General features: G+C 76.5%; 23 protein-coding genes and 1 tRNA gene. 13 read left to right on the top strand and 11 right to left on the bottom strand.

Translation table 11 applies throughout. The annotated features are described in order from the left end of the window. Positions 1-58 precede the first annotated feature (58 nt). The gene (locus tag VGB14_11590) at positions 59-1147 is read right to left on the bottom strand and encodes a pyridoxal-phosphate dependent enzyme (protein ID HEX9993559.1); all 1089 of its coding nucleotides are present in this window, start codon (positions 1145-1147) and stop codon (positions 59-61) included. A 43-nt stretch (positions 1148-1190) separates the two neighbouring features. Here VGB14_11590 and VGB14_11585 point away from each other — a divergent pair, with 43 nt between their 5' ends. After that, positions 1191-2072 carry a hypothetical protein gene (locus VGB14_11585; protein ID HEX9993558.1) on the top strand — a complete coding sequence of 294 codons (882 nt, stop codon included), beginning with the start codon at positions 1191-1193 and terminating at the stop codon, positions 2070-2072. Here VGB14_11585 and VGB14_11580 read toward each other — a convergent pair. Beyond that, on the bottom strand, positions 2027-3199 hold the full coding sequence (locus tag VGB14_11580) for an aromatic ring-hydroxylating dioxygenase subunit alpha (protein ID HEX9993557.1): 1173 nt from the start codon (positions 3197-3199) through the stop codon (positions 2027-2029). The two genes, VGB14_11585 and VGB14_11580, sit on opposite strands and share 46 nt — an antisense overlap. A 68-nt stretch (positions 3200-3267) precedes the next feature. Between VGB14_11580 and VGB14_11575 the strand changes: the two genes are divergently transcribed. The 9 genes from VGB14_11575 (at position 3268) to VGB14_11535 (ending at position 13228) form a co-directional block, all read left to right on the top strand. Next, positions 3268-3349, top strand: a tRNA-OTHER gene (locus VGB14_11575). 263 nt (positions 3350-3612) lie between these two features. Next, positions 3613-4326, top strand: coding sequence for an iron-containing redox enzyme family protein (locus VGB14_11570; GenBank protein ID HEX9993556.1), 714 nt, complete (start codon positions 3613-3615; stop codon positions 4324-4326). Between the two features lie 11 nt (positions 4327-4337). After that, positions 4338-5645 (top strand): hypothetical protein, encoded by a 1308-nt coding sequence (locus tag VGB14_11565; GenBank protein ID HEX9993555.1) that lies wholly within the window; start codon positions 4338-4340, stop codon positions 5643-5645. Beyond that, positions 5642-6019, top strand: coding sequence for a non-heme iron oxygenase ferredoxin subunit (locus VGB14_11560; GenBank protein ID HEX9993554.1), 378 nt, complete (start codon positions 5642-5644; stop codon positions 6017-6019). The genes VGB14_11565 and VGB14_11560 overlap by 4 nt, the downstream gene beginning before the upstream one ends. A gap of 9 nt (positions 6020-6028) precedes the next feature. After that, a complete protein-coding gene (locus VGB14_11555) occupies positions 6029-6283 on the top strand; it encodes a 4Fe-4S dicluster domain-containing protein (protein HEX9993553.1) in 255 nt (84 codons plus the stop codon). Next, complete coding sequence (locus tag VGB14_11550) at positions 6169-7542, top strand: MFS transporter (GenBank protein ID HEX9993552.1); 1374 nt, start codon at positions 6169-6171, stop codon at positions 7540-7542. The genes VGB14_11555 and VGB14_11550 overlap by 115 nt, the downstream gene beginning before the upstream one ends. Continuing rightward, positions 7508-9925, top strand: a complete 2418-nt coding sequence (locus VGB14_11545) for a hypothetical protein (protein ID HEX9993551.1) — start codon at positions 7508-7510, stop codon at positions 9923-9925. Before VGB14_11550 ends, VGB14_11545 begins: the two co-directional genes overlap by 35 nt. Positions 9926-9929: 4 nt before the next feature. After that, complete coding sequence (locus tag VGB14_11540) at positions 9930-10946, top strand: GNAT family N-acetyltransferase (GenBank protein ID HEX9993550.1); 1017 nt, start codon at positions 9930-9932, stop codon at positions 10944-10946. Then, positions 10943-13228, top strand: a complete 2286-nt coding sequence (locus VGB14_11535) for a class I tRNA ligase family protein (GenBank protein HEX9993549.1) — start codon at positions 10943-10945, stop codon at positions 13226-13228. Before VGB14_11540 ends, VGB14_11535 begins: the two co-directional genes overlap by 4 nt. Here VGB14_11535 and VGB14_11530 read toward each other — a convergent pair. Genes VGB14_11530 through VGB14_11515 form a run of 4 tightly spaced genes read right to left on the bottom strand, consistent with a single transcriptional unit; the run spans position 13225 to position 16354 of the window. Beyond that, on the bottom strand, positions 13225-14238 hold the full coding sequence (locus VGB14_11530) for a polyprenyl synthetase family protein (protein ID HEX9993548.1): 1014 nt from the start codon (positions 14236-14238) through the stop codon (positions 13225-13227). The two genes, VGB14_11535 and VGB14_11530, sit on opposite strands and share 4 nt — an antisense overlap. Then, positions 14235-15020 (bottom strand): polyprenyl diphosphate synthase, encoded by a 786-nt coding sequence (gene uppS, locus VGB14_11525; protein ID HEX9993547.1) that lies wholly within the window; start codon positions 15018-15020, stop codon positions 14235-14237. The genes VGB14_11530 and uppS overlap by 4 nt, the downstream gene beginning before the upstream one ends. Positions 15021-15058: 38 nt before the next feature. Beyond that, a complete protein-coding gene (locus VGB14_11520; protein HEX9993546.1) occupies positions 15059-15934 on the bottom strand; it encodes a nuclease-related domain-containing protein in 876 nt (291 codons plus the stop codon). Between the two features lie 48 nt (positions 15935-15982). Further along, on the bottom strand, positions 15983-16354 hold the full coding sequence (locus VGB14_11515) for an RNHCP domain-containing protein (GenBank protein HEX9993545.1): 372 nt from the start codon (positions 16352-16354) through the stop codon (positions 15983-15985). A 244-nt stretch (positions 16355-16598) separates the two neighbouring features. Between VGB14_11515 and VGB14_11510 the strand changes: the two genes are divergently transcribed. From VGB14_11510 to VGB14_11500, 3 genes are read left to right on the top strand one after another with little or no spacing between them, the layout of a single operon-like run. Beyond that, complete coding sequence (locus VGB14_11510) at positions 16599-17807, top strand: GNAT family N-acetyltransferase (protein ID HEX9993544.1); 1209 nt, start codon at positions 16599-16601, stop codon at positions 17805-17807. Between the two features lie 32 nt (positions 17808-17839). After that, positions 17840-18631 (top strand): alpha/beta hydrolase, encoded by a 792-nt coding sequence (locus VGB14_11505; GenBank protein ID HEX9993543.1) that lies wholly within the window; start codon positions 17840-17842, stop codon positions 18629-18631. Further along, entirely contained in the window at positions 18628-19767 is a 1140-nt protein-coding gene (locus tag VGB14_11500; GenBank protein HEX9993542.1) for a SpoIIE family protein phosphatase, read from the top strand. Before VGB14_11505 ends, VGB14_11500 begins: the two co-directional genes overlap by 4 nt. Before the next feature lies 1 nt (position 19768). Here VGB14_11500 and VGB14_11495 read toward each other — a convergent pair whose 3' ends face one another. From VGB14_11495 to VGB14_11475, 5 genes are all read right to left on the bottom strand, one after another. Further along, positions 19769-20497, bottom strand: coding sequence for an anti-sigma factor (locus tag VGB14_11495; protein ID HEX9993541.1), 729 nt, complete (start codon positions 20495-20497; stop codon positions 19769-19771). Then, a complete protein-coding gene (locus VGB14_11490) occupies positions 20494-21120 on the bottom strand; it encodes a sigma-70 family RNA polymerase sigma factor (GenBank protein HEX9993540.1) in 627 nt (208 codons plus the stop codon). Before VGB14_11490 ends, VGB14_11495 begins: the two co-directional genes overlap by 4 nt. Beyond that, complete coding sequence (locus VGB14_11485; protein HEX9993539.1) at positions 21117-21449, bottom strand: plastocyanin/azurin family copper-binding protein; 333 nt, start codon at positions 21447-21449, stop codon at positions 21117-21119. The genes VGB14_11490 and VGB14_11485 overlap by 4 nt, the downstream gene beginning before the upstream one ends. Continuing rightward, complete coding sequence (locus tag VGB14_11480) at positions 21449-22165, bottom strand: hypothetical protein (GenBank protein HEX9993538.1); 717 nt, start codon at positions 22163-22165, stop codon at positions 21449-21451. Before VGB14_11480 ends, VGB14_11485 begins: the two co-directional genes overlap by 1 nt. A gap of 132 nt (positions 22166-22297) precedes the next feature. Further along, on the bottom strand, positions 22298-23293 hold the full coding sequence (locus VGB14_11475) for a patatin-like phospholipase family protein (protein HEX9993537.1): 996 nt from the start codon (positions 23291-23293) through the stop codon (positions 22298-22300). Positions 23294-23382 lie beyond the last annotated feature (89 nt).

The following is a 23382-nucleotide window of genomic DNA, read 5'->3' as shown; positions in this document are numbered from 1 at the left end:
CCCACGTGCGGGTCGCCGACGTCGGCGCCGCCCTCCGCCGGGCCGTCGCCGCCGTGCCCTAGCCGGGTGCCTTGATGCCGGCCCCGCAGAGGGGGACGACGGCGGAGCGGTCCTGCACGTGCCTGGCCCACCCGGCGAACGGCGCGGCGGCCGTCGGCTCGACGTAGAAGCCGCTGGCGGCCAGCTCCCGGCGGGCGGCGACCACGTCGGCCTCGCCGACGGTCACCACCTCCCCGCCCGTCGCCCGCACCGCGGCCAGCACCTGCGCGCCCCGCGGCGGCGCGGCGATGGCGATGCCCTCGGCCGCGGTCGGCTGGCCGACCACCGCGGGCACGTCGTCCCGCCCCGCGGCGAAGGCCTCGGCGATCGGCGCGCACCCGGCGGCCTGCACGGCGACGATCCTCGGCACCCGCTCGGCCAGCCCGGCGTCGACCAGGTCGGCGAACCCGATGGCCGCCCCGAGCACGAGGGTGCCGTTGCCCACCGGGAGGACGACCACGTCGGGCACCGACCCGAGCGCCTCCCACACCTCGTAGGCGATCGTCTTGGTCCCGTGGAGGAACCGGGGGTCGTAGACGTGGCTGGCGTACGCGCCGAGCCCCTCGGCCACGGCGGCCTGGGCGGCGGCGGCCACGTCCTCCCGCGTGCCGTCGACCCGGTGGACGGTCGCTCCGTGGGCCTCGGCCTGGGCCAGCTTGGCCGGCGACGTCGTGGCCGGGACGAACACGTCGCAGCGCAGCGCCGCCCGCGCCGCGTACGCGGCCATGGCCGTGCCGGCGTTGCCGCTGCTGTCGACCACCACCCCGCCGACGCCGGCGTGGGCCATGGCCGACACGAGCACGGCCGCGCCCCGGTCCTTGAACGACAGGGTGGGCATGGCGTACTCGACCTTCACGAGCGGGCCCCAGCCGCCGAGGGGGACGAGCGGGGTGCCGCCCTCGCCCATCGTCACGTGGGCCGGCACGGGCAGGGCCTCGGCCCAGCGCCACACCGACCTCGGCCGGGACCGCAGGGCGTCGACCGGGAACGAGACCGGGAACGGGGCCAGGTCCCACACCCCGCCGCAGACCGGGCACCGCCAGTCCACCGGGTCGGGCGCCTGCTCGTGCCCGCACGCCGAGCACCGGAACCTCACCGGTTGGTCCATGCCCCGGAGCATCGCGCCCCGGCACCCTGCTAGACGGGGACGCATGGGCCACCCCCACGCCCCGCCCGCCGACGCCGCGGAGGCCGGGGATGCGGCCCGGCGGGCGGCGGACGCCGTCGGGGTCGTCGTGGCCGAGGTCGGCGACATCGACGGCGTGCGGGCGGCCTGCCGGCTGGTCGACGCCACCTGGGCCAGGGTGTGCGTGCCGACGGAGCTGGCCGTCGCCGTCGTCGACGCCGGCGGCTACGTGGCGGTGGCGACGGCCGGCGGCGAGGTCGTGGCCGCCAGCATCGGCTTCCTCGGGTCGCGCCGGGGCGAGGCCCTGCTCCACTCCCACGTCACCGCCGTCACCGGCGGCCGGCGGGGTGGCGGGGTCGGCCGGGCGGTGAAGCTGCACCAGCGGGCCTGGGCGATGGCCAGGGGCGTCCCGGTGGTGGCCTGGACGTTCGACCCGCTGCGGCGGGCCAACGCCCGGTTCAACCTCGTGAAGCTGGGCGCCTCGGCCGTCGCCCTCCACCCCGACCACTACGGGCCGATGGACGACGCCTTCAACGCCGGCGACCTCACCGACCGCATCGAGGTCCGCTGGGAGGTCGGCTCGGCCGCCGCGGTGGCCGCCGCCGCCGGCCGGTTCGCCGCGCCCGACGACGCCGCCCTGCTCGACGCCGGCGCGGCGGTCGTGCTCGACCCCGGCCCCGACGACGGGCCGGTCGCCGCCGCCGCCCCGGCGGGCACGGGGCTGCGCCTCGTCGGCCTCCCCCGCGACCTCGACGGGCTGGACGCGCCGCGCCGGCGGGCGTGGCGGCTGGCCGTGCGGGCCGCCCTCGGCGACGCGCTCGCCGCCGGCGCGGCCGTCGCCGGCTTCACGGCCGGCGGCCGCTACGTCGTCGACCCGGCCGGCGGCGCCAGCCCGCCGTCGCGGTAGGCGCGGGCGACGAGGCGGACGAACCCGGCGACGGCGTCCTCGGCCTCGGAGAACGGGCCCGGCCGGTAGCCGGGCGACGCCACCCCCCGCTGCACGCCCTCGCAGGCGGCCCAGTCCTGCCGGTTGGTGAGGTCCCAGAAGTCGACGGCCCAGGCCGGGTCGAAGCCGGGGCGGGCGGCGGTGGCCGGGGCGACCAGCCACTCGCACTCGACCGCCGTCGTGCCCGCCGCCAGCGGCTCCAGCCGGTGGCTCATCACGTAGTCCGGGTGGACGCTGAGCAGCAGGTTCGGGAACAGCTGGACGTACAGCACCGTCCGCCGCTCGCGCTCGCCGAGGCCGGGCAGCGGCTCCCCGCCGCTGCGGCCGTCGAGCGACATCGTCTCGACCCCGTCGGCGAGGGCCATCGTCCCGCCGAACCACCGGCCGGGGCGGTCGAGGTTGGCACCGCTCGCCGGCGGGCTCACCCGGCACAGCTCGGGGTGGATCGACGGGCAGTGGTAGCACTCGTGGAAGTTCTCGACCGGGAGCTTCCAGTTGGCGGCGACCACGTACTCGTGGGCGGCGACGACGGTCAGCCCGGCGCAACCGTACGGGGCCACCAGCCCGTCGAGGTCGCCCACGTGGTCGGCGAGCGGCGGGGCCCCGCCCGACAGGTCGACCATCGCCCAGCCGTGCCACTCCTCGGCCCGGACGGGCACGAGGCCGTGGTCGGCCGGGTCGAAGCCGGCCGGCGGCCGGAACCGGGGGGTCGAGCGCAGCCGGCCCTCGGGGTCGTAGGCCCAGGCGTGGTACGGGCAGGAGATCGGGCCCCTGGCCACCGTCGCGCCGCAGGCCAGCAGCTCAGAGCCCCGGTGGCGGCAGACGTTGTGGAAGGCCCGCAGGCGCCCGTCGCCGCCCCGCACGAGCAGCAGCGCTCGGCCGGCGACCCGGACGGCCCGGCGGGCGCCGGGGGCCACGAGGCCGGCCGCCCGGCCGGCGCACGCCCACGTCGCCGCGAAGAGGTGGGCCCGCTCCCACTCGAGCACGGCCGGGTCGAGGTAGGCGGCCGCCGGGAGCATCCGGCCCGTGCCCGCCGGGTCGAGCACGGCGTCGAGCTCCGCGGCCGGGATCGGCGCCACACTGAACACGTCAGGAGTGTACGAGGCGACGTGATTTGGGTCTTGGCAGCGAGGAATCTGAGGAATATCGTCCAGTGGCCGGGGTGGCGGAAGGGAAGACGCGTCCGCCTTTGCGGATGGGTTATGAAGCCCGTGGGGGTTCGAGTCCCCCACCCGGCACGGTGACGACGGGAACCCGTCGCCGGCGCTCCACCGGCGCGCGAGTTCCCGGCCAGCCCAAGAACATTGCGCAAGGTGTGCAGGTCAGAACGTTGCGCAGGGGGTGCAATCCAGGGGGCGGTGCGGACGTAGGGACAATAGGTCCCGGCCGGCCATCTTCAATCGCGTCCCCGAACCGCACGAAATAAGATCCTCGTCCCCGAAGGGATTCTTTCGTATACTGAGTCCCAACGCCGTGGGGGATGAGGGAAATCGGAGGGCACATGGCGGAACGACAGGGCATGGCCGTCGTCGGGGAGCTCGCCGCCGTGGCGGACCGATCGCTGCAGGCCAGCACGTTCTTCGCCGGGTTGCGGGCCGGCGACCACGACCTCGAGCGGGTCCGCGGGGTGTTCGGCCAGTACTACCTGTGGCGGAACGGCTTCCATCGGTGGTTCGGGGTCTGCATCGTGCGCAGTCCGGCGTTCGGGACCGGGGTCGACACCGCCTACATCCTGAGCGAGCTGACCGAGCACATCGACCAGGAGATCGCCGGCGACCACCACGCCATGTGCCGCACGTTCCTCGAGGCGCTCGGCGTCGACGCCGACGCCGTCCGCCCCCTCGCCGTCACCGACGCCTACTGCCGGTCGTTCCCCACCCGCTACCTCGACCCGGCGCGCACCGGCGAGGAGGCCCTCGCCGCCCTGGCCGGGCGCGAGCTCGTCGCCCCCGCCAGGAACCGGCTGATCGTCGACGCCCTGTCGGGCCACTACGGGGTGACGGCCGGCCTCGACTTCTTCGACCTGCACGAGGACCTCGAGGCCGAGCACTTCGAGGCGCTGTGGGAGGCGCTGACCAGGACGCGGTCGGTCGACCCCAACGTCCTGTACGAGGCGGCGAGCACCGAGATCGTCGACCACGTCCGGTTCTGGGACGACGTGTTCGCCGCGGTGGCCGCCCCCAGGTGGGCGATGGCCGGCGTCGCCGGCCGGTGAGGGGGGATGGCATGGCGATGGTGGACGCGCCCCGCCTGGCGAGCGCGGAAGCACTCGACGAGTGGGGGGCGCTGAGCGACCGGGAGCGGGAGGCCCTGCTCGACCTGCTGGAGGAACGGGTGGTCATCCCCCGTCCGCTCCAGCTCTACGTCGGCGAGCACAGCTTCGACAACGCGGGGGACGTGGCGGCCATCGACGCCTGCCGCGGCGTGGAGCCGGCGGTCTGGCCCTACGAGCACCTCGTGCTGCTCACGACCCTGTGGCTCTGGGAGGAGAGCAGGATCGCGGTCAGCGAGCTGAACCAGTCCGACCTGAGCTTCGGCCTCCTCACCGAGTTCTTCACGGCCAAGTTCGACCGGTACGCCGAGCTGAGCGGCCAGCCCGGCCTGCCCAGGCCCGAGTCGCTGTTCGCGCTGGCGAGGGCGCTGCCCCGCCTGCGCGAGGCGGTGGAGCGGGCCCACGTGCGGTGCGTGCGCATCGACGGCGCCACCTGGGAGCGCCGGGAGTGGTTCCTGCCGAAGGCGGAGGTGCCGGGCGACGACGTGCCCGCCGGCCTCGCCGCCTTCCTCGCCGACCACACCGGCGTGCCCTTCCCCGACGCCGGCGACCACCGGGCCCGGTTCTCGGCCTTCACCGAGGCGCTGGTCGCCGCCGGGGTCAACCCGGCCGAGGCCATGGTCGGCCTGGCCGAGTACGGCGTGCGGGACGAGCGGCTCGACGGCGACTACGCCATCGTCACCTGCGCCCGCGGCCCCCACATGGACGAGCCCTGGCGGATCGAGCTGTCCGACGTGCTCTCCTACACGGCCATCCGCCCGGGGTTCGACCCGAAGGCCCGGCGCATCCGGCTCACCGACCCGCAGATCCGCAACGCCATCGCGCAGCGCATGCGGTACAACGTCGTCTGCCGGGTGAGGAACTACAGCCCCCGCCGCGAGGAGCGGATGGAGGCCCAGGCCTTCCAGCACCCCGACCTCGCGGTGATGGAGGACGGCCACCACAACGGCCACAAGGCCAACGGCGTCCGCTTCGTGACCCGGGCGCCGCTCGTGCTCGAGCTGCCGGTGGGCGGCGAGGTGCGGACGTTCAAGGGCCTCGCCGACTTCCGGCTGAACCGGGCCACCCACGACGACCACCGGGCCTTCACCCCGGCCGAGCTCCGGGTCGTGATCGCCTACAGCTGGTGGCTCAAGGCCATCTTCGAGACGGCGTACGGGCTCGGCGTGGAGCTCGACCCGACGTACGGCTCGAAGCTGACGTTCTACGAGGATCGCGACGGCGCCGACCTGGCGGGCGAGCGGGCCCGCCTGGCTCGGTGAGCGCGGTGCCCCAAGGAGCGGCCGCCGCCGACGGCACGGTCGACGCCGACCTCGACACCGTCGCCTTCGTCCCGGTCGCCGCCCTCGACGACCTGCCCGACCACGGCATGGTCGCCGCCACCGCCGGCCGGCACCAGCTCCTGCTGTGCCGGCTCGGCGACGACGTGTTCGCCGTCGCCGCCACCTGCACCCACCTCGGCGCGCCCCTCCTCGAGGGCCGCCTCGAGGGCGGCCTCGTGCGGTGCCCGTGGCACGGCGTCCGCTTCGACGTCCGCACCGGCGCCCGGGTCACCGTCCCGTCGTGCGCCGACCTCCGCACCCACCCGGCGGAGGTGCGAGACGGCACCGTCTGGGTGGGCGTGGTGAACGGCTGAGGAGGGGTCATGCCGTACGTGATCACCGAGCCCTGCGTCGGCTGCAAGGACGGGTCCTGCGTCGACGTCTGCCCGGTCGACTGCATCCAGGGCGGCGAGGACGACCCGCAGCTCTACATCGACCCGGTCGTGTGCGTGGACTGCGCGGCGTGCACGTCGGCCTGCCCGGTCGAGGCCATCTACGAGGACCGCAAGGTGCCGGAGCGCTGGAAGGACTACATCCGCGTCAACGCGGACTGGTACGCGGCGCAGGAGGTGGGCTGAGCGCGGACGCCCGCGCCACCCCCGCGGGCGCGGGCGCGGGCCCCTCCTTCGCCGCGCTCCTGGCCGAGTGGACGGTCGCCAACGTCGGCCAGTGGGCCGTCGTCGCCACCCTGTCGCTGTACCTGCTCGACGTGCTCGGGCTGCCGTCCGGGCAGGCGGCGTCGCTGCTGCTGTTCGCGTCGCTGGCCTTCCGCCTGACCCGGTTCTTCCTCGCCCCGGTGCTCGACCGCCTGCCGGCCAGGACGGCGCTGCTCACCTCCGTCGCCCTCACCGCCGCCGGCTACCTGGGGCTGGCCGCCACGTCGGGCCCGCTCCCCCTGCTCGTGCTGCTGCCGGTGATCGGCGCCGGGTACGGCACGAACTCGCTGATCGTCAAGGCGCTGGCCGCCGAGGGCCGGGCCGGCAGCGACGGCGCGCTGCTGCGCTACGCCTCGATCAACACCGGCCTGAACGTGGCCGCGGCCGTCGGCCCGTGGCTCGGGAACCTGCTGTTCTTCCACACGAGCCCGCGCCACGTGTTCCTCATGGCCGCGGCGACCTCGGCCGCCGCCGGGCTGCTCTCGCTGCGCCAGCCGGCGACGGCCTGGCGGCGGTCGGGCGACGTGACCTGGCTGGCCGGGCTGCGGGCCAGCGTCGCCAACCGCGAGCTGCGGGACGCGGCGCTGCTCCTCGCCATGGGCTTCTTCCTGTACTCCCAGCTGTTCGCCACCCTGCCCGTCGTCACGAAGGACCTGCTCGGCACGCCCGACCTGCTGGGCACGTTCTTCGCCGCCAACGCCGTGATCGTGATCTGCCTCCAGGTCCCGGTGAGCCGCCTGTCGCTGCGGCGCGGGCTCGGGCACCGCCAGCTGATCCCGGCCGGCTACGTGCTCTACGCCGCCGGGTTCGCCCTGCTGTGGGCCGTGCCCGAGTGGCAGGCCGCCTACCCGGCAGTGGCGCTGTGGACCCTGGGCGAGATGGTGCTGGTGCCGTCCGTCGACGCCATGGTGGCCGCGTCCGTGCCCCGGGAGCTGCGGCTGATCGGCTTCGCCCTGACCGCCGTGGCCATGGCCGTCGGCGAGGGGGCCGGCTCGTTCTTCGGCGTGTCCCTCGCCGGGCGGCTCGACGGGTCCGGCGACCTGCGCCACCTGTACGCCGTGTTCGCGGTCGTCGCCCTGCTGGCCCTGGGCGTGGCCGCCGCCACCCGGCGCCCCCGATCCGAACCGACCGACGAGGAGGCCGACGGTGACCGTCATCGATCTCGGGCCGCTGCTCGCTGACGACGACGAGGCCCGCCACGTGCTGGGCCTCGAGGCCGAGACGCCGGGCGACTACGCCGCGCTCGTCGCCGTCGCCGTCCGCTACCGGGAGGGGCGCTGGGTGCCGTTCCTCCGGCCGTTCGGCTCCCGCCTGCCCGACGTCGGCTTCCCGTCCGAGCCCGTGCACCGCCACGTGGCCGACGGCGACCTGTTCTCGACCGAGGAGTTCCACCGCTTCCAGGTGCTCTGGTACCGCTGGCACGCGCCGAGGGACGTCGTCCCGCCGATGCGCTGGTACCTCACGGCCGCCTGGCCGAGCACCGAGGCGCCGGCCAGCCTCGCCGCCGACGTCGACCTCTGCATGGAGCAGCTGGCCGCCCGCCGGCCGAACCGCCGGGCCGAGCTGCTGACCGAGGTGCTGAAGCTCCCGCGCGACGCCGGCCTCGTCGCCGGGTGGGGCGACCCCCGCTGGGCCGTCCCGGCGATCCTCCACGCCGGGCTGACGGGCCGCCCGTTCCTGTGGTTCGACACGCCCGAGGAGCTGGTCGAGGCGGTGGACTGCGACGTCGACGACGTGACCGTCGCCGTCCCCCTGCCCGAGCTCGACCTGCCGCTCGTGCACGGGCTGCTCCGGGCCCGGTCGTTCCGGGTCGGGCTGCCGAGGGTCGGCGAGGTCGACCTGTGCTCGCGGCCGCTGTCGTTCCTCGCCGCCCGCACGGTCGAGGTGCTGAGCCGGGTGGTGGCCCGCCACCAGCTCTACGACGGCGTGCCCGTCCGCGACGCGACCTGGCTGTTCACCGGCGAGCAGCCCGGCCACGAGGTCGACCCCGACGTCACCTACCTGTCCCGCGAGGAGGCCACCGCCGCCCACCTGGAGCTGGCCGGGGACGCCGACCTGCTCGTGCTGTCCGGCCACAGCCGCGAGGACCTGTTCCACGTGGGCGGCGACGCCCTGTGCGGCCGCTCGGTCGACGCCGACACGCCGTCGGCCGGCCCGCTGCCGGCCTGCGCCACCGACGGCCGGTGCGTGAAGGACGGCGAGGTGCTCCCCGTCCGCCGGCTCGGGGCCAAGGTCATGCTCGTGCACGGCTGCAACGTGCTGCGCCTCGGCGGCGGGTCGTTCGCCCCGGAGTTCACGATCGCGTTCAGCGCGCTGGAGGGCCGGTGCAACGCCGTCGTCGCCAGCCGCCGCACCCGGTTCGGCCACACCGAGGAGCAGGTCCTGCTCCACCAGCTGCTGCGGACGGGCCGGACGCTCGGCGAGGCCGTCCGCCTGGTCAACAACACGCTGCCGTTCACCGGCCCCGAGAGCCCGGACTACCTCGTCCTCGGCGAGGGCGGGTGGGCGCCCTACCCGGGGGTGGACGGGTCGGCCGACGTGGTCGTGGACCGGGAGGGCGACGGCTGGCGGGTGACGGCGACGGCCGTCGACACGCCGGTGCTGGAGGTGGTGCTCCTGAACGTCACCGACGAGGTCTGGGTCCGGCCCGACGGCGACCGGGAGGCGTGGCGGGACGTCTACGCCGCGCTCGCCCCCGAGCCCGACGGCTCGGCGCGGCTGCTCGTGTTCGGCTGGCGGCGCCTCGTCGCCGACCGGCTGTCGTTCGTCGTCGGCTCGGGCACGCCGTCGTCCGACGCGGTCGCCGCGCTGGTCGGCGCGGCCCGCTCCGCCCCCTACCGCCGCCTGCTCCGGGGCACGTCGCCCCGCTTCGACAACCAGGAGCGGGAGCTGCGGTCGCTGTCGACGGCCGTCGCCAGGGAGCTGACCGAGGCTCGGCGGCGGCCCCTCGCCGTGCTCGACCTGGAGGAGCGGGCCGCCGCGGCCACCGACCTGCTGGCGAGGATGGACGAGGCCGTGTGCTCGTCGCTGCTCGACCGCATCGGCGCCGGCGCGTTCGTGTGGCTGGAGCAGTGCACGGAGGTCGACGGGACGTTCCGGGTCGAGGAGCACCTCCCCGCCGGCACGTGCCCGTACTGCGGGGCCGTGGTCGTCCGCAAGGCCATCCGCCACCTGTTCGACCCGGCCGTGGCCCGGGACTTCGGGCTGTGCCAGACGTGCGGGAACGTGTGGGATGCGCCCCTGGGCGGGATCCGGCCCGAGCTGGCCGGCGATCCCGTGCTGCGCCGGGGCACGGTGGCCGCCCAGCAGGTGGTCGTCCGCAACCCGTTCGACCGCGCCGTGCGCGGGTTCACCGGCTTCCGCCTCTACCAGGCCGACCGCCACGGCGTGGTCGTGCGGCCGGGCGTGGCCGAGGTGACGGTGCCGGCGAGGGGCGTGGTCACCGTCGGCTTCGAGATCGAGGTGGGCACGTCCGTGCCGGCCCACATGGAGTTCCTGCGGGGCTTCTGGGCGAGCGAGCTGGACGTCGCCGTGTTCCAGCGCAACGTCTGGGTGGTGCCCTGAGGTGGTGGCCGACCTGGCCGACGCCGCGCCCGCCTGGGACGCGCTCGGCCCGCCCCCCAGCTTCTACCTGGACGGGCGCTGGATGGCGGCCATGTCGTCGACGGTGAGCGATCGGCCGATGGTGGCGCTGGCCGCGGGGGACGGCGGCCGTCCGCTCGCCGGGTTCCCCGTCCACGTCCAGACGGCGTCGTCCTACCGGCTCTACGACCCGTGGCGGGCGCTCGGCCACCCGTCGCCCCGCTACCCGGTGGTGACGTCGGTGGCGCCGGGGTTCGAGGCCGGCGTCCGGTGGGCGGACGGGCTCGACGGCGCCGCCGCGGCGGCCGCCCTCGACCGGGCGCTCGACGAGGCCGAGGCCTTCGCCGCCGACGCCGGGGCGCCGGCCGCCGCCTTCCTGTACGCGCCGGAGGGCGCCGACCCCGTGCTCGAGGCGGCGCTCGCCGGGCGGGGCTACGAGGCCGCCGAGGTCGGCGCCGACGCCCGCCTCACGCTCCGGTGGGACGACCTCGACGCCTACGTCGCCGACCGGCCGAAGAAGCGCAGGGACACGCTCCGCAACGAGATCAGGCGGTTCCGGGAGTCCGGCATCGAGGTCGAGGCCGGCGGCGTGGAGGCGCTGACCGACGACCTGGCCCCGCTGCACGCCGGCTGGCGGGCCAAGCACGGCAGCACGGTCACCGTCGACGACCTGCTGGCCCAGTACGCGGCCGTGCGGGCCCACGTGGGGCCGGCCATGCGCATGTTCGTCGCCCGCCGGGACGGCCGCCCGGTCGCCTTCTCGCAGTTCTACGAGCACGACGGCGTGCTGTACTCCCGGGCCGCCGGCTTCGACTACGACGCCACCGAGGGCACCTTCGCCTACTTCAACCTGCTCTTCTACGAGCCGGTCGGGTGGGCCATCGGCCGGGGCATCCGCGAGGTCCGCTACTCGATGGGCTCGCCCGAGGCCAAGGTGGCCAGGGGCTGCCACCTGGTCCCGCTGCTGGCCCACGTCCGCCTCCTCGGGGAGGGCCGGCCGTGACCGGGCGGCCGTTCGTGCTGCCGCTCATCCCGCCGAACCTCACCGGCGACCTCCACCTCGGCCACGCGCTGATGGCCACCGTGCAGGACGCGGTCGTGCGCTCGGTCCGCCAGTCCGGCCGGGAGGCCGTGTTCGTCCCGGGCGTGGACCACGCCGGCATCGGCATGTACGCGCTGGTGCGGGCCGACACGGCGTTCCTGCCCGACCGGCCGATCGAGGAGCGCCTGGCCGCCTGGGCCGCCCACCACCGGGACGTGATCGGCCGGCAGTTCCGCTCGCTGCTGCTGGCCTGCGACTGGAACCTCGAGGTGTACACGCTCGACCCCGGCTACGTGGACCTCGTCCACTGGGCCTTCCGCACTCTGGCCGAGCGCGGCCTCGTCCACCGGGGCCACCGCCTCGTCCACCGGTGCCCGTCGTGCGCCACGGCCCTGTCGGACATGGAGTGCGAGGTGCGGGAGGCGCCCCGCCCGGTCGCCGTCGTGCCCGTGCGGGTCGGCGCCCGGCTCGTGCTCGTCGAGACGCCCGAGCCCGAGCGGCTCGACGGCGCGGTGGCGCTGGCCCTGCCCGGCGGCCCGGCGGCGGCCGGTGTGGCCACGGTGGCGGCGCCGGCCGGCGGCGACCCCCTGCCGGTCGTCGACGGCCCCCGCCCGGCGTTCGTCGCCGGGCCGGTCGAGGCGGCGTCGACCGAGGACCGGGAGCGGCGCCGCCGGGAGGCGGTCGAGCGGCTGCGGCTGCGCACGACCGTCCGGCCCGTGCCCGTCCTCACCTGCGGGCGCTGCGGCACCGAGGTGGTCGAGCAGGCCAGCCGGCAGTGGTTCGTGCGGATGGGCCCGCTGGTGGCGCCCGTGCTCGACGCCGTGCGGTCCGGCGAGGTGCGGATCACGCCCGAGCCGGTGCGGCGCCAGGCGATCGACTGGCTGGCGAAGGCGCAGGACTGGTGCGTCTCCCGCCAGATCCCCTGGGGCCAGGTGATCCCCGCCCGGCGGTGCACGGCCGGGGCGTGCGACGGGTTCACGGTCGACGGCGACGGGCCGTGCCCGGCCTGCGGCGCGCCGACCGAGCCGGAGACCGACGTGTTCGACACGTGGTTCAGCTCGTCGCTGTGGCCGCTCGGGACGGCCGGCTGGCCCGACGAGGCGGCCCTGGCCCGCCGCTACCCGGCCGACCTCATGACCTCGGGGCGGGACATCCTGTTCTTCCTGTTCGTGCGGCTGCTGGCCCTCGGCCGGGAGCTGACCGGGCGGTTCCCGGTCGCCGCCTGCCACTTCCACGGCCTCGTCCGCGACGCCCACGGGCAGAAGATGAGCAAGTCGAGGGGCAACACGGTGACCGTCGACGCGGCCGTCGCCGAGCACGGCGCCGACGTCGTGCGCCTGGCCCTGCTGTCGGGCTGCCACGAGGCCGACGACCTGCGGGCCGCGCCGGAGCTGTTCGCCAGGGCGGCCAGGGTCCGGGCCCCGTTCGCCGACCTGGCCGGGCTCGGCGCCGGCGCCGCCGGGGAGGGCGGGGCGGCCGGGGCCGCCGCCGACGGGCTCGACCACTGGTGCGCGGCCCGGGCCGAGGCCGCCGTCGAAGACGTGCGGGCCGCGCTGGCCGAGGTGCGGGTGGCCGCCGCCGCGGCCGCCGTCGACGCGTTCGCCACCGGGCCGCTGGCCCGCTACGTCGCCACCCGGCGGCGGGCGGGCGCGCCGGCCCACCCCGCCGTGGTCGCCGCCGCCGCCCGGGTGGCCGAGCCCGTCCTGCCCGGCGTGGCCGCCGACCTGCGGGCCGCGGCCGGCGGCGACGGCGACGGCTGGCGGCCCGACCCGATCACCGCGGCAGCCGCCGGCGCGGCGATCGGGGCCGTCGAGGAGCTCGAGGCGCTGCGGGGGGCGGTCGGCGTGCCGGCGGGGACGCCGGTGCCGGTCGAGCTGGGCGGCCGGGCCGCGGCCGTGGCCGGCGAGGCCTGGGTGCGGTCCTGCTCCCGGCTGGCCGTCGACCCGGGGGCGGCACCGGCCGGGGTGCCGTGGCGCCCGCCGGGCCGGCCCGAGGTCACGCTGTGGCTGCCGTCGAGGGCGGCGCCCCGGCTGCGGCGGGAGGCGGCCCGCCGCCTGCGCGCCGCGTCCGACCGGCGCCGGGCCCTGACCGCCCGCCTGGCCGAGGCCGAGTCGGGCGGCGCCACCGCCGCGGCCGCCCGCCTCGCGCCCCAGCTGGCCGCGGTGACGGCCAGGATCCGCGTGCTCCGGCAGAACGCGGCGGCCGCGGCGGACGCCGACGACGACGTGCCGGCGCCGGCCTAGCGGGACGGGGCGGGCGCGGCCTTGGCCGAGATGGCCCAGTCGAGGTAGTCGCCGGGCAGGCGGCGCAGGCCCTCGACGGTCGGCGTGTCGGGCAGGTCGGCCAGGGCGGCGGTGGCCGCCTCGTTGAACTCCCTGGCGATGTCGAGGGCTCGGTCCACGTTGCCGTCGGAGCGCACGGCGTCCATCACGCCGTCCAGGCGGGCGGCGTCGCCCGCCGCGCCGGCCAGCTCGGCCCGCAGCGCGGCGCCGTTCGGCCCCTGGAGGGCGAAGATCACCGGCAGGGTGTAGACGCCCTCGCGCACGTCGTTGCCGACCGGCTTGCCCATGAGGTCGGGCGTGGACACCAGGTCGAGCACGTCGTCGACGATCTGGAAGGCCATACCGAAGGCGTCGCCGAAGGTGACGAGCGCCTTCACCGCGTCGTCCGGCGCCCTGGCCGACAGCGCGCCGATGTGGCACGACGACCGCAGCAGGGCGGCGGTCTTGCCCCGCACGGCCCGCAGCAGGTCGTCCGCGGTGCGGTCGAGGTTGCCGACGTCGCGGAGCTCCCTCGTCTGGCCGTCGCACAGGTCGGAGATGGCCTGGGCCAGGACCTGGGCGACCTCCTTCGAGATCTGGGCGGCCTCGACGCCGGCCCTCGCCAGCAGGAAGTCGCCGACCAGCACGGCCGTGTTCAGGCCCTCGGTGGCGTTGACGGTCGGCACGCCCCTGCGCTGGGTGGCGTGGTCCATGATGTCGTCGTGCACCAGTGACCCGACGTGCACGAGCTCGACCGACACGGCGCCCCGCACGACGTCGTCCGCCCAGCGGCCCGGGTCGCCGAGCGACGCCGCCGCCCTGGCCAGCACCGGCCGCAGCCGCTTCCCGCCGCCCTGCAGCACGCGCAGCCCGGGCTCGACGAGCATCCCGTTGTCGATGCCCACGGCCTCCGCCAGCCCCGCCTCGACCTCGCCCAGCCACGCCCGGAGGTCGGGCACCGCCAGGAGCCTGGCCAGGTCATCCAGGTTCATCGGCGGTCACCGTAGTGGTGGGCGCCGACCGCCTGCGATTCGGCCACCGCCGCTCCGCGTCGACGCCGCCGCGTCTGGTACTCGGCGACCGCCGAGTACAGGTGCCAGGCCCGGAAGTCGGGCCACAGCGTGTCGGTGAACACCAGCTCCGCGTACGTCGCGTGCCACGGGAAGAAGTTCGACGTGCGGTGCTCGGCCGACGTGCGGACCACGAGGTCGAGGTCGGGCATGTCCGGCGCGTACATCCGGACGCGCAGGGCGTCCTCGGTCACCTCGTCGGGCGCCAGGCCGTCGGCCACCGCCGAGCGGACGGCGTCGACGATCTCGGCCCGGCCGCCGTAGTTGAAGGCCACGCAGAACTGGAGCCGGTCGCCGTGGCGCGTCACCTCCTCGGTCTCCACCAGCCACTCCTTGGACCGGTCGGGGATCTTGAGGTCGTCGAGGCGGCCGAGGAACCGGACGCGCACGCCCTTCTCGATCAGCTCGTCGCGGCGCTCCTTGCGCAGCAGCCACTCGTCGAAGCTCATCAGGAAGCCGACCTCGTCGGGCTCCCTCGTCCAGTTCTCGGTGGAGAAGGCGTAGACGGACAGCCAGGGGATGCCGAGGTAGAGGGCGGCGTCGACGGTGGACGCCACCGCCTCCTCGGCGGCCGCGTGCCCGCGGGTGCGGGACCAGTCCCGCATCAGGGCCCACCGCCCGTTGCCGTCCATGATGCAGCCGACGTGGGCGGGGATCTCGCCGGTGCGCACCACCTCCAGCTCCGACGCCTCGATGATCCGCATGTCCCGACGCTACCGACCGCGCCGGGACGGCCGGCCGGTCAGCCGGCGGCGTCCTCGTAGGCGGGGAAGGCGGCGGCGACGGTGGCGGCCAGCGAGGTGACCGCCTCGGGCGCCAGCGGGCCGGGCCGGCCCACGAGCTGGGCGGTGGCCGTCGGCCAGGCCACGTGCACCTGGCCGAGCACGAAGGGCCGGGCGAACAGCCCCCACTCGGCGTCGACGAAGCACAGCACGGGCACGACCGGCACCGACCCGACGTCGCGGTGGGCGGCCAGCGCCCGCTTGACGGCGTCGGCCTGGCGGATGGCGGCGGCCACCTCCTTCGAGCACTCACGGCGACCGACGTAGAGGCGGACGTCGCGGCGGAACCAGCCGCCGATGTCCCGGCGGGCGACCTGGCCGGCGTAGCGCTTGGCGTCGATCACGTACACGCCGGACGGGCCGACGGCCAGGTGGTCGAGGTTGGACCGGCTCCTCGGCACCCGGCGGTCGTGGAGGACGACGACCCCCGCCTGGCCGAGGCCCTCGAGGCGGGCCGCCACCTTGCGCTCGCCCTCGGCCCCCTTCGCCCAGGCCGTCGTGGTCGCCGGCTCCTCGGTGAAGGCGAGGAGCATGCCGCCGAGGTGCGGGTGGGCCGTCCTGACCCGCTGCTCGCGGTCGGCCCGCCGGCGCTCGTACTCGCGCTGGGCCGACCCGCCCGGCGTCCCCCGCCCGCCCTCGATGCCATCGTCGGTGGCAGCGGGCGCGGGCGAGGGCAGGATCGACGCCAGCGGGCCGGCGGCCGGCTTGCAGGCCGTGCAGGTCGTGGAGCGGGCGTCCGGGTCCCACCAGGCCGGGGTGCCCGCGTCCATGGCGCGGCCGCAGCCGGCGCACCGGCCGCCCCGCCGCAGCGTGATCATCCGCCGATCGGCCGCCATGCAGCAACCGTCGGTCGGCGACCACTCTTCGTGAGCAGTTTCGACCGATCAGAGCATGGCCAGGCGCTCCAGCGGGAACGGCGGCTGGGCCAGCGGGCGCAGGGCCAGCCGCACGAGCAGGAGCGGGTTGTCGTCCCCCGCGATCCGGTTCAGGTGGACCTCGTCGCACCCGGTGCAGCGGTGGACGAGGACCCACTCGCCGTCCCCCCGGACGGAGATGGCGATCGGCTCCATGGACGAGCCGCAGTCGGCGTCCCGGTCGCCCGGGGTGTCGTCGTCGACGTGGCGGCTCCACAGGCACGAGGGGCAGTGGTTGCGATGGGCGGTGCCGGGGGCGTCGAGCGGCACGTCGAGGCCGCAGTGCCGGCACCGGAACGAGCCCGACCGGCGAGGGCGGGCGCGACGGTGGTCGCGGGACAAGGGTGGTCCTCCAGGGAGACGGGCCGGGCGGTCGGGGCGGCGTCGCGCCCGGGCCCTGGCCCGCGTCAGGCGGTGCCGGAACCCCCGGTGGGGCGCGACGCGATGCCCACGGCGGACGTCGTCATCGGGCACCTCCCCCCGGGTCGCTCGGACCGCCTCCCTGGCGGCGGCGACAGGACAGCACGCCAGGGCCCGGCCGGCAATCGAATTTCGCGAGGCGGGCCGCTCGCGCGACGCTCGGCCCGTGGCGCCCACCCTCGACGACGACCTCGTGCTGCGCGCCATGACCCCGGCCGACGTCGGCCAGGTGGCGGCGCTCCTCGCGGCGCGCGGCGAGCCGGCCGACGGCGTGGACCTCGAGCTCGTGGCCGCCGACCCCGACGCCGGGCCCGAGGCCGTCGGGGTCGTGGTCGACGGCGACCGGGTCGTGTCGACGGTGACCCTGCTCGACGAGACGCTCGTCCTCGACGGCGTCGCCGTCCCGGCCGGGCAGGTGGAGCTCGTCGCCACCGACCCCGCCTACGAGGGCCGGGGCCTCGTCCGGGCGCTCATGCGGTGGGCCCACGAGCGGTCCCGCCGGCGGGGCCACCTGGCCCAGGTGATGATCGGGATCCCGTTCTTCTACCGGCAGTTCGGCTACGCCTACACGGTCCCGATGGGCCACTGGCGGCGCCTGCTGGCCACGCCGGACGGGCCGGCGGACGTCACCGTGCGGCCGGCCACGGCGGCCGACATCCCGGCCATGCACGCCCTCCAGGCGGCCGAGCAGCGGCCCTTCCGCCTGTCGATGCCCCACTCCCCGCCCTGCTGGCGCTGGCTCGTCGCCAGGGACGGCACCCAGCAGTGGGTGGCCGAGCGGGACGGGGCGGTGGTGGCGACGGCCCGCACGACGCCGCCGGCCGAGGGCGTGGTCGTCGGCGAGCTGGCGGCGAGCGACCCGGCCGCCGCCCTCGCCCTGGTCGGCGCCTGCCGGCGGACGACCGACGCCGACGTCCACGTGCAGGAGCGGCCCGGGACGGTCGGCGGCGACGCCGTCGAGCCCCTGCTGGCGCCGGCCGCCGGCCGGCCCGAGTGGTACTACGCCAGGGTCGCCGACCTGGCCGCCCTCCTCGCCCACCTCGCGCCCGTCCTCCACGCCCGCCTGGCCGCCGCCGGCCTCGCCGACCGCCGCCACGACGTGCTCCTGTCGACCTACCGCTCGCACCTCCGGTTCGTGATCGGCCCCGACGGCGTGTCCGAGCCGGTCGTGGGCGGGCCGCTCCAGGCCCCGGTGGCGGCGGGCGGGTCGGGCGTGCCCCCCGACGCCGTCGCCCCGCTCGTCCTCGGCCCGTACGGGGCCGCCGGCCTCGGGGAGCGCCTGCCGGACTGCAACCTCGGCCGGCAGCGCGACCTGATGGCGGCCCTGTTCCCGCCGCTCACCGCCGACCTGCTGACCTTCTACCTCCCCGCCTGACCGCGTCCGGCGGGCGCTAGCCTCGACGGGTCGTGGGCGTGCTCGACCGGAACAACGTGCGCGTGTCGGGCCGGCGGGACGGGCAGCCGATGCTGTTCGCCCACGGGTTCGGGTGCGACCAGCAGATGTGGCGGTTCGTCGCCCCGGCCTTCGAGGACGACTTCCGGGTCGTCCTGTTCGACCACGTCGGGTCCGGCGGCTCGGACCTGTCCGCCTGGTCGCCGGAGCGGTACTCGTCGCTGCGGGGCTACGCCGACGACGTGCTCGAGATCTGCCGCGAGCTGGAGCTCGAGCGGGTGGTGTTCGTGGGCCACTCGGTGAGCGCCATGATCGGCGTCCTCGCCGCCGCCGCCGAGCCGGCCCGCTTCGACCGCCTCGTGCTCGTCGGCCCGTCGCCCCGCTACGTCGACGACGAGGGCTACGCCGGCGGCTTCACCAGCGAGGACATCGAGGGCCTGCTGGAGTCCCTCGACAGCAACTACCTCGGCTGGTCGAGCGCCATGGCCCCCGTCATCATGGGCAACCCCGACCGCCCCGAGCTCGGCGCCGAGCTGACCAACAGCTTCTGCCGCACGGACCCGGCCATCGCCCGCCACTTCGCCAGGGTGACGTTCCTGTCCGACAACCGGGACGACCTCGCCGCCGTGACGGTGCCGACCCTCGTCCTCCAGTGCTCCGACGACGTCATCGCCCCCGACGCCGTCGGCGCCTACGTGCACGAGCGGATCCCGGGCAGCCGGCTCGTCCACCTCGCCGCCACCGGGCACTGCCCGAACCTGAGCGCGCCGGAGGAGACCGTGGCGGCCATCCGCTCGTTCGTGTGATCGACCCCTGGGACGACGCGCCCTGCGGGTTCCTCACCACGTCCCTCGACGGGACGGTGCTCGCCGCCAACCGCCGCTTCCTCTCCTGGACCGGCCACCGGGCCGCCGACCTCGTCGGGCGGCGGCGCTTCCAGCAGCTGCTCGCCCCCGGCGACCGGATCTTCTACGAGACCCACTACGGCCCGCTGCTGCGCCTCCAGGGCGAGGTGCGGGAGATCGCGGTCGAGTTCGTTGCGGCCGACGGGCGCCGCCTGCCGGCCCTCGTCAGCGCCACCGTGCGGCGGGACGAGGGCGAGGCCGGCGTGGTGCTCACCGCCGTGTTCGAGGCCGCCGACCGGCGGGCCTACGAGCGCGAGCTGCTGGCCGCCCGCCGGCGGGCCGAGGCGTCCGAGGCGAGGGCCCGGCTGCTGGCCGAGACGCTCCAGGAGAGCCTGATCCCGCCGGCGCCGCCGGTCATCCCGTTCCTCGACGTGGGTGCCGCCTACCGCCCGGCCGGGCGGGGCGACGAGGTCGGCGGCGACTTCTACGACGTGTTCGAGACCGGCCGGGGCGACTGGGCCGTCGTGCTCGGCGACGTGTGCGGCAAGGGGGCGCGGGCGGCGGCGGTCACCGCGCTGGCCCGCCACACGGTGAGGGCGTCGGCCATGCGGGCCCGCCGACCCCGGCACGTGCTCGCCGCGCTCAACACGGCCCTCCTCGGCCAGGCCCCCGAGCGGTTCTGCACGGTCGTCTACGGGCGGGTGCGGGGCGCGCCCGGCGAGCGCGGGTGCCGGCTGACGGTGGCGAGCGGCGGCCACCCGCTGCCGCTGCGGACGTCGCCGACCCACGGCCCGGACCGCATCGGCCGGCCCGGCACGCTGCTCGGCGTGCTGGCCAGCCCGTCGCTACACGACACGACCGTCCGCCTCGTCCCCGGCGACTCGGTCACGTTCTTCACCGACGGGGTGACCGAGGCCAGGACGGGCGGCCGCGGCCGCTTCTACGGCGAGGAGCGGCTCCGCGACCTGCTCGCCGCCCACCGGGAGGAGGACGCCGCCACGACGGCCGCCGCCGTCGTGCACGACGTGCTGTCGGCCCAGGACGGGGTGGCGAGCGACGACGTCGCCGTCGTCGTCCTCCGCGTCCCGCCCGGCTGAGTCAGGCGTCCTCGCCGAAGCCGACGACCACCGGGGGCAGGGTCGGCTCGTCGGCGCCGCCGGCCCGCTCGCGGGTGACGGCGAACCCGTCGAAGGGCCCGTCGACCCGGAACTCGCTCACCCCCGGGTCGCGGCCGAGCACGCCCGCCGACACCTGCTCGTCGCCGACGAGGGCCCACAGCTGGTAGGTGGCGTCGCCGGGCAGGGCGGGCAGGTCGTCGTGGACGACGAAGCCGGTGCCGTCGGGCATCACGGCGACCGTCGTGGCCGCCGCGCCGTCCGGCGACGACAGGACGACGTGCTCGGCCCGCGGGTCGGTGAAGGCCCTGAGCGCCTGCTCGGCGAGGCTCACCCGGTCGAGGCGGCGGCCCTGGTCGACCACGACCACGCCGAGCACGACCACGGCGGCGGCCGCCACCGCGGCCACGGCGGCCACCACCCGGAAGGCGGCCGGGCGGCGGGACGCGAGGGAGATGGGCGCCGGGACCCGCAGGGCCGGGGGCGGCTCCTCCAGGGCGGCGGCGATGCGGTCCCAGACCCCGGGCGGGGCCGCCGCGCCCGTGTGGGCCAGCAGCGCAGCCGTCTCCCGGTGCTCGGCGACCTCGGCCCGGCAGCGCGGGCAGTCGACCAGGTGGCGCTCGACGGCCTCCCGCTCGGCGGGCTCCAGGGCGTCGAGGGCGTAGGCACCGACGAGGTCCTCGACCTCGGCGTGGTCGTCCCGCGTGCTCACGTCCCGATCACCCCCTCCTCGACGAGGCCGGCGCGGAGGCGCCGGAGCCCGGTCCTGATCCTGCTCTTCACGGTGCCCTCCGGGTCGCCCAGGATGGCCGCCACCTCCTGGTAGGTGTGCCCGCCGAAGTAGGCGAGCTCGATGGCGGCCCGCTCCTTCTCGGGCAGCCCGTCCACGGCCCGCCGCACCGACTCGCCGACGGCCAGGTCCCACACCTCGTGCTCGAGGTCGTAGCCGCCACCGGCCGTCCGGCGGGCGTCGCGCTCCTCACGGTCCCGCCGCGACCCCTCGGACCGCAGCAGGTCCACGCTGCGCCCGTGGCCCTGGGTGAGCAGCCACGAGCGCAGGCTCCCCCGGCCGGGGTCGAACCGGTCGGGGTCGTTCCAGAGGCGCAGGAACACCTCCTGCACGACCTCCTCGGCCAGCGCCCGGTCGCCGAGCAGGCGCCGGGCGAGGCCCAGCACGCTGCCGGCGTGGCGGCGGTAGGCCTCGGCCAGCGCCTCGTGGCGGAACCGGGCGATGGCGACGACGAGGGCGGCGTCGCTGGCCTGGTCGACGGGGTCGTCGGGCATGGTGAGGAGTGTTCGCAGCGGCGCCCACCGGCGGATGGTGGCGGTCGTCACCGGACGACGACCTGGCCCTCCATCCCGTCGTGGATGCGGCAGACGTAGGCGTAGCGCCCCGGCTCCTCGAACGTGAAGCCGAACGTGGCGCCGGGCCCGTCGAGGTCGCCGCCGAACGCCCCGGTGGTGCTGGTGACGCTGTGGAGGATGTCGTCCTCGTTGGTCCAGGTGACGGTCGTCCCGGCGTCGACCTCGACGGGGTCGGGGGCGAACCGGAACGTCCTGATCGTCGCCGCGGCCGCCCCGCCGTCGCCGCCGCCGTCGCCGGAGCAACCTCCGGCGACGGCGACGACGGCGACCACGACCCCGAGGATCGCGGCCCGCCGCATCAGAACTGCTCGGGGAACTGCTCGGCGAACGCGCCGGCCAGGGTGGCGGCGGTCATGGGCATGTGCCCGGCCGCCTCCCGCAGCAGCCCGAAGGCCGCAGGGTCACCGGCCACCTGGGCGTCGATGGCCGCCGTCAGCGACTGCACGTGCGGGGCCAGCTCGTCGGCGACCGCCTCCTTGGTCAGGTTCGGGTTGGCCGAGGCGAGGAACGCCCCGAAGTCCTCCCGGTACCCGTCCAGGTCGGCCATCGCCTGCTCGGCCGCCGCGTCGTCGCCACCGGCCCGGGCGGCCGTGTAGTCGACGAAGAACCCGATGTGGGCCCGCCACAGCGACAGGAACTGCTCGCCGGCCTCGTCGCCGTAGATCGAGCCGACGGCGTCGGCCAGGGCCTGGGAGTTGTCGTCCAGGGCGGCGGTCGCCGCCTCGGTCTCGGCCGAGTCCAGCCCGGACGTGATCGCCGTGCCGGTCGCCCCACCGGCCAGGTACACGTGCTCGGTCAGGAGGGCGGTGAGGCCGGCCCGCAGCTCGGCGGCGCCGGTCTGGGTGCCGGCCGCGCCCGTGGCCGTGGCGGTGTGGTCCTCGGCCTCGTGGGCGGTGGTGGTCGTGGTCTGCTCGGAGGCGGCGGACGGGCCGTCGCCGGCGTCGTCGCCGCACGCCGTGGCGAGCAGGCCGATGGCCAGCGCCGCCGCCGCCAGCCGGGGAACTCGGTGCGTCATCGGAGGGGCTCCTTCTCGGCCGGGGGTCGCTGGGGCGCGTGCCGCCGGCCGGATCGTCGGGGGTGCTCGGTCGGCGGGGGGACCGACCACCCCTGGTACGGAGCCCGGCGCCCGGCCGGATGACGGGACGGGTCAGCCGTCGGCGCGGCGGCGGGCGGCCCGCTCGGCCAGGGGGGCCAGGCGGTCGGCGATGGCCGGCGTCGCCGCGTAGCGGCCGGCGTCGAGGAAGGCGGCCTGGACGACCGCGGCGGACCGGTCGGTCGCCATGGCGTTGACGCCCATGGCCTCGAGGGCGCGGCGCCCCGGCTCGATGCGCACGACGGCCGTGCCCCGGTCCCGCAGGCAGCGCACCTCGCGCTCCAGGCGCCGGTGGGCGGCCCACCGCAGGGCGCCGTCGGCCGTCCTCGCCACCCCGCCGGCGGCCGACATCGGCGACACGACGACGACCACGTCGAGCTGCTCGTCGCGCAGCACGTCGGCGCTGGTCGGCGAGTGGACGCCGCCGTCGAAGTGGTCGACGCCGCCGATCCGCACGGTCCTGAACCAGCCGGGGATGGCGCACGAGGCGGCGACGGCCGCCCCGAGGGTGGCGGGCGGCGAGCCGGGCCGGCCGAACACGACGCGGCCGCCGTCGTCGCAGCGGGCGGCGCAGACCCAGAGGCCGTCGGGCCAGGCCGGCCCGGCCAGGTCGCCGAGCGCGCCGGTGCGGTCCGAGATGTCGACCCAGCCCCTCGGCAGCATGGTGGCCGCCACCACCGACGGGCGGAAGGCCCACGGCCGGCGGGCCAGCCGGGCCAGCAGCGCGGGCGACGGCGGCCGCCACGGGCGCAGCCACTCGCGGGGCCCGAAGCCGGGGAACCGCTGGTCGCGGGGCGGCCCGCCGATGCGGGCCAGCAGCAGCGACGTCTCGACCGACAGCGGGGCCTCGACGGCCCACCTCGCCAGGTCCTCGGCCGGCACGCCGAGCCGGAGCAGGCTGCCGGTCACCGAGCCCGCCGACGAGCCGACGATCACGTCGGCCGTGCGGGGGTCCCACCCGAGGTCGTGGGCCAGGGCGGCCAGCACCCCGGCGTGATAGGCCTGCCCCACGACGCCACCGGCGCCCAGGACGAGGCCGACACGTGCCATCGCCCCTTCCTACCTTCCCGGCGGGAAGGTAGTCGGGACGGTGCCCGTGAGACGGCATCCCTCCGTGCACGCCGACCGACCGGGGACAC

It is taken from the genome of Acidimicrobiales bacterium, from assembly GCA_036399815.1.
Taxonomy (GTDB): Bacteria; Actinomycetota; Acidimicrobiia; order Acidimicrobiales; family DASWMK01; genus DASWMK01.
Note: the sequence above shows the minus strand (reverse complement) of the source record. Positions and strands in the feature narration are given on the sequence as shown.

What these genes read in the sequence shown, in the direction of transcription:
- VGB14_11590 (HEX9993559.1), bottom strand. Translation starts at nt 1,147, where the DNA reads ATGGACCAACCGGTGAGGTTCCGGTGCTCGGCGTGCGGGCACGAGCAG.
- VGB14_11585 (HEX9993558.1), top strand. Translation starts at nt 1,191, where the DNA reads ATGGGCCACCCCCACGCCCCGCCCGCCGACGCCGCGGAGGCCGGGGAT.
- VGB14_11570 (HEX9993556.1), top strand. Translation starts at nt 3,613, where the DNA reads ATGGCGGAACGACAGGGCATGGCCGTCGTCGGGGAGCTCGCCGCCGTG.
- VGB14_11565 (HEX9993555.1), top strand. Translation starts at nt 4,338, where the DNA reads ATGGCGATGGTGGACGCGCCCCGCCTGGCGAGCGCGGAAGCACTCGAC.
- VGB14_11555 (HEX9993553.1), top strand. Translation starts at nt 6,029, where the DNA reads ATGCCGTACGTGATCACCGAGCCCTGCGTCGGCTGCAAGGACGGGTCC.
- VGB14_11530 (HEX9993548.1), bottom strand. Translation starts at nt 14,238, where the DNA reads ATGAACCTGGATGACCTGGCCAGGCTCCTGGCGGTGCCCGACCTCCGG.
- uppS (HEX9993547.1), bottom strand. Translation starts at nt 15,020, where the DNA reads ATGCGGATCATCGAGGCGTCGGAGCTGGAGGTGGTGCGCACCGGCGAG.
- VGB14_11520 (HEX9993546.1), bottom strand. Translation starts at nt 15,934, where the DNA reads ATGGCGGCCGATCGGCGGATGATCACGCTGCGGCGGGGCGGCCGGTGC.
- VGB14_11485 (HEX9993539.1), bottom strand. Translation starts at nt 21,449, where the DNA reads ATGCGGCGGGCCGCGATCCTCGGGGTCGTGGTCGCCGTCGTCGCCGTC.
- VGB14_11480 (HEX9993538.1), bottom strand. Translation starts at nt 22,165, where the DNA reads ATGACGCACCGAGTTCCCCGGCTGGCGGCGGCGGCGCTGGCCATCGGC.
- VGB14_11475 (HEX9993537.1), bottom strand. Translation starts at nt 23,293, where the DNA reads ATGGCACGTGTCGGCCTCGTCCTGGGCGCCGGTGGCGTCGTGGGGCAG.